Genomic DNA, 8,068 nt, shown 5'->3' with positions numbered 1-8,068 from the left:
CCCCCGCCCCCGCCCCCGCCCGCGACCGCGCCTCCGCTGTCCCGACTTGAGGCGCTGCGCGTTCCCTTGGTGCCCTCGGCATCCGCAGCGCTTCCCGCGCCCGGGGCCGCCGCCGCGCTGGGGCGGATCCCCGCGTGGTTCCGCTCGGACACCTTGCCCATCAGGCCCAGGTCCTTCAGGAGGGCGCGCAGGGCCGACGGGTCCGGGGACCTGTGCCAGTATCCGCTCATCGTCTCCGGGTCCGTCGTCGTGTGGATCCATGTCGACGCGTCCTTGGTGGCCGACGGCTCGGGATACACCCGGTCCACGCGCCACGGGTGCACGTCGTGCGCCAGCCAGGTCACGTTGATCTGGCGGGTGGCGCCCAGACTCAGGCCGGGCGGCTGCTCGCTCTCGCCCTCGGTGGTGGGGCCGAGCAGGGTCTCCAACTCCCCGTACGCCGCCTGCCCGTGGTGGAGCGACGCCGTCTCGGCGCTCTCCGGTGAGGTGAGCAGCACGCTCGTGGGACCACCGGCCGCGGCCCCCGGGGCGCAGAGGAGCAGCGTCAGCAGCGCGGCCACCGCCGTCACACCCGCCCCGACCAGCCGCCGGGCCCCGCGCTCCACCCCTCGCCCTGCCCCTTTTGCCCCTCGCCCTGCCCTTCGCCCTGCCCTTCGCCCTGCCTCTCGCATGTCGGCCCCCTGCTGCTCTCCGGCACGGCCCCTCCGTACCGGTTCACTTCTGGTACACCGGCCGAGCCCCGCAGGTTCCCCTCCATAGCTCACCTGTCCGAGCTAATCCGGCACCGACTCCGCGATGGCCGTCGCCCGCGCCTTCGACCCCACGCCCTCCAGCCGCAGCGTCAGCTCCCGTTCGTCCGTCCACAGCAGCGTCGGGCCCGCGGGGCGCACCGTGCGCTTCCAGCTGTCGCCGCCGGAGGCGTCCCGCATCCACAGTTCGAGGCGGTGGGGGCGGGCGAACCACAGGCCCGTGCCCCCGGCGAGGTCGAGCCGCTCGGGCATGCCGGGCACCAGCTTGGTGTAGCCGGGGTCGAGCGGGGCCGGGAACTCGTCGAGCCGCACCGTCCCCCCGCCCTCGCGCCAGCACAGCGTGACCAGGAAGCGCCCGGACGGCTCACGCGTCACCGCCGCCGCGTCCGGCTCGCCGAGCGCCGTCGGCACGACGGGCCGGAACCCGGCCTCCCGCGCGGCCCGCGCGAGCGACACCTGGTGCTCGCCGCACCCGGGCGTGCGCGCCCCGGACGGGGGCGGCGACGGGTCGTACCGCACCTCGACTCCGCCGAAGTCGAACCATTCGAAGACCGCGGCCCGCACGGGAGGCGTCAGCGCGAGGACGGTCAGCAGGCCGCACAGGGATGCGACGAGGGCACGCCACCGCGCCCGCAGGCCGCGCCGCACGCGCCGCAGCGCCAGCCGCAGCCGCTCGCCCGCTCCGGCCTGCTCCGCCACCGGGGCCGGGACGCCCTCGGCCACTATCTGCGCGAGCACCCGCTCCACCATCGTCTCGCCGCGCTCGGGCCGGTCCAGGGCCCGTCCCAGCGCCCGCAACTCCTCGGCCAGCAGCTCGTCCCGACCGCCCTGGCCGTCCCGACCGTCCTGGCCGTCCCCGTCCGACACGTCTCTCACCTCCCCTCACCTCCCTCCGGGAGCCGTTGATCCGGAAGCAGTCGTTCCAGCTTGCGCAGGGCGCGGTTCAGCCGGGACTTGACCGTGCCCCTGGGCCAGCCGAGGGCCTCCGCCGTCTCCGCCTCGTCCAGCTCCAGCAGATAGCGGTACGTCACGACACGGCGGTGGTCCTCGCCCAAGTGGTCCAGGGCGGCGAGGAGCGCGGCGCGGCGCTCGCGTTCCACGGCCGCGACGGCCGGGTCCGCCGAGGCCGGTATCAGCGGCTCCGCCTCCGTCAGCGCGGCCTCGCGGCCCGCCGCGGAGCGGTGCCGCGCCGCCGAACGCACTGTGTTCCTCGTCTCATTGGCGACGATCGACAGCAGCCACGGCTTGAACGCCGAGCCGTCCCGGAACCGGCCGAGCGCGCGATACGCCTTGAAGAAGGACTGCTGCACCACGTCCTCCGCGTCCGCCCCCGCGCCCAGCGCCGCCGCCGCGCGCAGCGCCACGCCGGTGAAGGCGCGCACCAGCTCGGCATACGCCTCGGCCTCGCCGGCGCGCACGCGCGCGATCACCGCCGCCTCGTCGACGCCGATACCGGCCCCCTCCAGCGCCCGCCCCGCCGCGTGTCCCGGAGCCTCCTCCAGAGCTTCCCCCCGTGCACTCACACTCTTGGTACACCGCCCGGACCGAATCGGTTCCCACCCGTCACGCACCAGTTCCCGACCAACGGGCGGCACCTGAGAGAATGCTGAGCATGGCTTCTGAACGTCCCCGCTCGCTCCCCGGTGACCGCCCGCGCGTGCTCTCCGGGATCCAGCCCACCGCAGGCTCGTTCCACCTGGGCAACTACCTCGGCGCGGTGCGCCAGTGGGTGGCCCTCCAGGAGTCCCACGACGCCTTCTACATGGTCGTGGACCTGCACGCGATCACGATCCCGCAGGACCCGGCCGAGCTGCGCGCGAACACCCGCCTGGCCGCCGCCCAGCTCCTCGCCGCGGGCCTCGACCCGGAGCGCTGCACGCTGTTCGTCCAGAGCCACGTCCCCGAGCACGCCCAGCTCGCCTGGGTCATGAACTGCCTCACCGGCTTCGGCGAGGCGTCCCGCATGACCCAGTTCAAGGACAAGTCGGCCAAGCAGGGCGCCGACCGCGCCTCCGTCGGCCTGTTCACGTACCCCGTGCTCCAGGTCGCCGACATCCTGCTCTACCAGGCCAACGAGGTGCCGGTCGGCGAGGACCAGCGCCAGCACATCGAGCTCACCCGTGACCTGGCCGAGCGTTTCAACGGCCGCTTCGGCGAGACGTTCACCGTCCCGGCGCCGCACATCCTCAAGGAGGTCGCGAAGATCTACGACCTCCAGGACCCGGCGATCAAGATGAGCAAGTCGGCCTCCACGCCGAAGGGCCTCATCAACCTCCTCGACGAGCCCAAGGCCACCGCCAAGAAGGTGAAGAGCGCCGTCACCGACACCGACACGGTGATCAAGTACGACACCGTGAACAAGCCGGGCGTCAGCAACCTGCTCTCCATCTACTCGACGCTCACCGGCGCGGGTATCGCGGAACTGGAGCAGAAGTACGCCGGCAAGGGCTACGGTGCGCTGAAGACCGACCTCGCCGAGGTCATGGTCGAGTTCGTGACCCCCTTCCGGGACCGCACCCAGGAATATCTGGACGACCCGGAGACGCTGGACTCGATCCTGGCCAAGGGCGCGGAGAAGGCGCGCGCCGTCGCGGCGGAGACCCTGGCCCAGGCGTACGACAAGGTGGGCTTCCTGCCCGCCAAGCACTGAGTTCCACCCCGGGCCGCCCGGCCGAGACCCACCCCGGGCCCGCCCGACCGAGCACCACCCCGCCGGGCGCCACGGCGGAGCCCCCTGCCCACCAACGCGACGACAGGAGTACGACGTGGGGACCGTAACGATCGGTGTGTCGATCGCGGTCCCGGAGCCACACGGCAGCCTGCTCCAGGAGCTGCGCGCCGGCTTCGGGGACCCTGCCGCACACGGCATCCCCACGCACGTCACGCTGCTGCCGCCGACCGAGGTGGAGTCGGGGGCGCTCCCCGCGATCGAGCAGCACCTGTCCGCCGTCGCCGCCGCCGGGCGGCCGTTCCCGATGCGGCTCTCCGGGACCGGCACGTTCCGTCCGCTGTCGCCCGTCGTCTTCGTCCAGGTCGTCGAGGGCGGCTCGGCCTGCTCCTGGCTCCAGGAGCGGGTCCGCGACACCTCCGGGCCGCTCGTGCGCGAACTGCAGTTCCCGTACCACCCGCACGTCACCGTCGCGCACGGCATCGAGGACGAGGCCATGGACCGGGCGTACGAGGAGCTCTCGGAGTACGAGGCCGAGTGGCCGTGCACCGGCTTCGCGCTGTACGAGCAGGGCGCCGACGGCGTCTGGCGCAAGCTGCGCGAATTCGCCTTCGGCGGCTCCACCGTGCCCCCGCAGGCATCCGCCCCGGCCGCGCGGGGTACGCTGCCCGCCCGCTGACCCAGCGGGCCTCGGGAGGACCCGAGGGTGCCGGACGGGGGCCGCAGTGAGGGCGTACAGAGCCGTGGTGAGCGCGGTCGTCGGGATGGTGCTCCTGGCCGGGTGCGCGGGGGAGGGCGGCGGTTCGGCGGGCGACGCGGACGGCTCGCGCGCGCCGGGCGCTTCCGGCTCCGCCGAGCGCGGTGCCTGGAAGATCGCGCACATCGACCGGCGGGCCAGGGGCACGGTGGAGGCCGTCGTGGCCGCCGCCCCCGACGACATCTGGGCCGTGGGTGCCGACCAGGGCGCCGGCACGGCCGGGACCGACCCCTACCTGCTGCGCCACGACGGCACCAAATGGCGGCGCACCCCGCTCCCCGCCGCGCTGGGCGGACGCGTCACGCAGCCCCGGCTCGACGCGTCGGGGCCCGACAACGTGTGGCTCCACGGTGTGGCGCCCTCGTCCGGCTCCCGCCTCGCCCGCTGGGACGGCACCCGCTGGCACGCCGTCCCGCGGCCGTCCGTCCAGGGTGCCGTCGGCGACCTCAGGGCCTTCGCGCCCGACGACGTCTGGGCGCTCGTGGGCGACCGGGCCGCCCACTGGGACGGCACCCGCTGGACCGTCACCCCGCTGCCCGCCGTCGCCACCGCGCTCGACGGGACGTCCGGCGACGACGTGTGGGCCGTCGGGTACCGCGACCGCGGGCCCGGCGTGGGCGGCGCCGGGGGCGAGACGACGCAGCCCGCCGCCATGCGCTGGGACGCCCGCGCCCGCGCCTGGAAGCTCACGCCGACGCCCGTCCTCCGCTTCCCCGACCCCGTCCCGCCGGAGGCCGGTGCCTCGCTCACCGAGGTGCTCGCGGTGTCCCGCGACGAGGTGTGGGCGTACGGCACGCACTCGTTCAACCACGGCGAGTCGGAGAGCGAACCGTCCGCGGAGCGCGTCCTGCTCCGCTGGGACGGCGCGCGCTGGCGCGAGCAGCGGGGCGCCGACACCGACCCCTGCCTGTCCCGGCCTCCCGTCGCGCACGACGGCGCGGGCGGCATCCTCTTCGATCGCCACCGTTTCCGCGCCGCCGACGGCTCCTGCCGCAAGGCCCCGTGGCGGCGGCTGCCCGCCACCGGCGAGATCACCGCGGGCGGCAAGCAGCAGCTCTGGTTCGAGCAGGTGGGGCGGGTGCCCGGGACGAAGCGGTTCGTGGGGGCCGGGAAGGTGTACGTAATGCAGAGCGGGAACCCGCTGACGATGCCCGTCGTGGCGGTGTACGAGCCCTGAGTCCGGGTTGTCCGGTGGCCCGGGTCAGACGGGTCGCCCGGTGGCCCGGGTCAGACGGGCAGGCGGCGGAACACCGGGCGCGGCACGTGGCGCAGCGCCGACATCACCACGCGTAGGGCGCCCGGCACCCACACCGTCTCCGAGCGGCGGCGCAGGCCCGTCTCGATGGCCTCCGCCACCGCCTCCGGCGTCGTCGCCATCGGGGCCTCGTCCAGGCCCGCCGTCATCTTCGAGCGTACGAAGCCGGGGCGTACGACCATGACGTGCACGCCGGTGCCGTGCAGGGCGTCGCCCAGGCCCTGCGCGAAGGCGTCCAGGCCCGCCTTGCTGGAGCCGTAGATGAAGTTCGAGCGGCGGGCGCGTTCGCCGGCGACGGAGGAGAGGACGACCAGGGAGCCGTGGCCCTGGGCCTGTAGGGCGCGAGCGCAGATCAGGCCCGCCGAGACCGCTCCCGTGTAGTTCGTCTGGGCCACGCGGACCGCGGCGAGCGGGTCGTCCTCGTCGCGGGCCTGGTCGCCGAGGATGCCGAAGGCCAGCAGGACCATGTCGATGTCGTTGTCGGCGAAGAGGGCGCCGAGGGTGTCGGTGTGGGACTCCGCGTCCAGGGCGTCGAAGGGGACGGTTCTGGCGTCGGCGCCCATGTCGCGGAGGTGGTCCGCCGCCTGTTCCAGGGCGGGGGAGGGGCGGCCTGCCAGCCAGACCTTGCGGGTGCGGCGGGCGACCAGGCGTCGGGCCGTGGCCAGGGCGATTTCGGACGTGCCGCCGAGGATCAGCAGGGACTGGGGGGTGCCGAAGGCGTCTTTCATGGGGGGTCCTTGGGGGTGGGGGTGGGGGTGGGTGGTTCGGTGCGGGTGGTGGCCCTGCGGGGCCTTCCCCAGTCCCGCCCCTTCCCTCAAACGCCGGACGGGCTGAAACTTCTCCGGCCGGGCTGAAACCTCCCCGGACGGGCGGTTTGGCTGAGGTGCCGGCTGCGTCCGGTCGGGCAAGTCAGGGCGGGTGGGTGGGAGAAAACGTCACAGGTTCAAGCGGCGGGAGAGGTCGGAGCGGAACAGGGCGTTCGGGTCCAGTTCCTGGCGGAGGGCGCGGAAGTCGGGGAGGCGGGGGTACATCGCGGTGAGCGTGCCGGGGCGCAGGCGGGAGTCCTTGGCGAGGTAGACGCGGCCGCCCGCCGCGGTGACTTCTTCGTCGAGTTCGTCGAGGAACGGGCCGAGTCCGGGAAGGTTCGCCGGGATGTCGAGGGCGAGCGTCCACCCGGGCACGGGGAACGACAGCCAGCCGGCCCCCGCTTCGCCGAAGCGTTTGAGGACGGCGAGGAAGGACGGGCAGCGCTGCGCGGAGATGCGCCGCACGATACGGCGCAGGGCCTCCTCCTGCCCGTACCCGACGACGAATTGGTACTGCACGAACCCGCCCCGCCCGTACACGCGGTTCCAGTGCGGCACCCCGTCGAGGGGGTGGAAGAAGGCGGAGAGCTTCTGCAGCTCGCCGGTGCGGGAGCGGGGCGCCGTGCGGTACCAGAGCTCGTTGAAGAGGCCGACCGACCGGCGCCCGAGCAGCCCTTCGGGTACGAAGCGGGGCGCGGGCGGCAGTTGGCGCGGCCGGAACGCCAGCGGGGCGGTGCGGGCGCGGGCGGGCAGCGCGGCGAGGGGTGCGTGGTCGCCGCGGGTGAGGACGGCGCGGCCGGTCGCCGCCCCGCGGGCGAGGAGGTCGATCCACGCGACGGAGTAGCGGTAGCGGTGATCGGTCGCGGTGAGCCGGGCCATCAAGTCGTCGAGGTCGGCGGCGCGTTCGGTGTCGACGGCCATCAGGGACGTCTCGACGGGGTGCAGCCGGAGGGTGGCGGAAAGGATCACTCCGGTCAGGCCCATCCCGCCCGCCGTCGCGTCGAAGAGCGGGGTGCCCGGCTCGACGGTGCGCACGGTGCCGTCGGCGGTGAGCAGGTCGAGGGCCAGGACATGGCGGGCGAAGGAGCCCGAGACGTGGTGGTTCTTGCCGTGGATGTCGGCGGCGATGGCCCCACCCACGGTGACGTAGCGGGTGCCGGGCGTCACCGGCACGAACAAGCCGAGCGGCAGCAGGACTTCCATCAGGCGGTGCAGCGAGACGCCCGCGTCGCACACGACGGTGCCCGCGTCGGCGTCGATGGTGTGCACGCGGTCCAGGCCCGTCATGTCGAGGACGGCACCGCCCGCGTTCTGCGCGGCATCCCCGTACGCCCGCCCGAGCCCGCGCGCGATGCCACCGCGCTCCGCGCAGGCGTCGAGCGCGGCCGCCGCCTCCGCGTGCGTACGGGGACGTACGAGACGGGCGGTGCTGGGGGCGGTGCGGCCCCAGCCGGACACGGATACGGACTCGGGCGCTGGGGTGGATGGCATGGCAGCGACCGTATCGCCCTTGAATGGGGGATTTGCTCACCATGATTACCTCCCTCACCGAAATGGGTGATTGAGGGAGTGTCATCAAAGATTGCCGTAATTATTGCAGTTTTAGGTAGAAGAGTCGTTGTGTGATGAAGACGAGGGATGTGGAGTGTTCGGGTAGTAGAGGGCGTTTGCGCGACGCCGACCACCGGCTGCTGTCCGCGCTGCGCGACTGCGGCGCCGATCCGCGCGTGGCCGCGACCGCCCGCGCGCTGTCCTGGAGCGGCGAGCACGGCGCGCTCTGGCTCGCCGCGGGTCTCGCCGGGGCGGCACTCGACCGCGAGCGGCGGGCCGGCT

At 73.9% G+C, this 8,068-nt stretch carries 8 protein-coding genes and 1 pseudogene; 4 read left to right on the top strand and 5 right to left on the bottom strand.

Annotated features, from left to right (window positions below):
• From STRAU_RS39265 to STRAU_RS28230, 3 genes are all read right to left on the bottom strand, one after another.
• The coding region (locus STRAU_RS39265) for a hypothetical protein (RefSeq protein WP_052029321.1) at positions 1–605 on the bottom strand (605 nt) is incomplete at its 3' end.
• A 168-nt stretch (positions 606–773) separates the two neighbouring features.
• Complete coding sequence (locus STRAU_RS28235; RefSeq protein ID WP_016643824.1) at positions 774–1,616, bottom strand: hypothetical protein; 843 nt, start codon at positions 1,614–1,616, stop codon at positions 774–776.
• Positions 1,617–1,621: 5 nt separating this feature from the next.
• Positions 1,622–2,179 carry an RNA polymerase sigma factor gene (locus STRAU_RS28230; RefSeq protein WP_037662455.1) on the bottom strand — a complete coding sequence of 186 codons (558 nt, stop codon included), beginning with the start codon at positions 2,177–2,179 and terminating at the stop codon, positions 1,622–1,624.
• 182 nt (positions 2,180–2,361) lie between these two features.
• Here STRAU_RS28230 and trpS point away from each other — a divergent pair, with 182 nt between their 5' ends.
• From trpS to STRAU_RS28215, 3 genes are all read left to right on the top strand, one after another.
• Entirely contained in the window at positions 2,362–3,399 is a 1,038-nt protein-coding gene (gene trpS, locus STRAU_RS28225) for a tryptophan--tRNA ligase (RefSeq protein ID WP_052029322.1), read from the top strand.
• 115 nt (positions 3,400–3,514) lie between these two features.
• Positions 3,515–4,096: a 2'-5' RNA ligase family protein gene (locus STRAU_RS28220; protein WP_016643820.1), complete on the top strand. Its 582-nt coding sequence runs from the start codon at positions 3,515–3,517 to the stop codon at positions 4,094–4,096.
• 67 nt (positions 4,097–4,163) lie between these two features.
• Complete coding sequence (locus STRAU_RS28215) at positions 4,164–5,351, top strand: hypothetical protein (protein ID WP_259300004.1); 1,188 nt, start codon at positions 4,164–4,166, stop codon at positions 5,349–5,351.
• A gap of 50 nt (positions 5,352–5,401) precedes the next feature.
• Here STRAU_RS28215 and STRAU_RS28210 read toward each other — a convergent pair whose 3' ends face one another.
• Both STRAU_RS28210 and STRAU_RS28205 read right to left on the bottom strand, forming a co-directional pair.
• Positions 5,402–6,157 (bottom strand): decaprenylphospho-beta-D-erythro-pentofuranosid-2-ulose 2-reductase, encoded by a 756-nt coding sequence (locus tag STRAU_RS28210; protein WP_016643818.1) that lies wholly within the window; start codon positions 6,155–6,157, stop codon positions 5,402–5,404.
• Between the two features lie 207 nt (positions 6,158–6,364).
• Complete coding sequence (locus STRAU_RS28205) at positions 6,365–7,726, bottom strand: decaprenylphosphoryl-beta-D-ribose oxidase (RefSeq protein ID WP_037662450.1); 1,362 nt, start codon at positions 7,724–7,726, stop codon at positions 6,365–6,367.
• A gap of 134 nt (positions 7,727–7,860) precedes the next feature.
• On the opposite strand from STRAU_RS28205, the pseudogene STRAU_RS43975 reads away from it, so the two are divergent.
• Positions 7,861–8,068: pseudogene (locus STRAU_RS43975) on the top strand (hypothetical protein); the annotation flags it as partial.

The sequence above is a fragment of the Streptomyces aurantiacus JA 4570 genome, assembly GCF_000414115.1.
Taxonomy (GTDB): Bacteria; Actinomycetota; Actinomycetes; order Streptomycetales; family Streptomycetaceae; genus Streptomyces; species Streptomyces aurantiacus_A.
The sequence above is the reverse complement of the archived record's forward strand: the minus strand, read 5'-3'. Positions and strand labels throughout refer to the sequence as shown.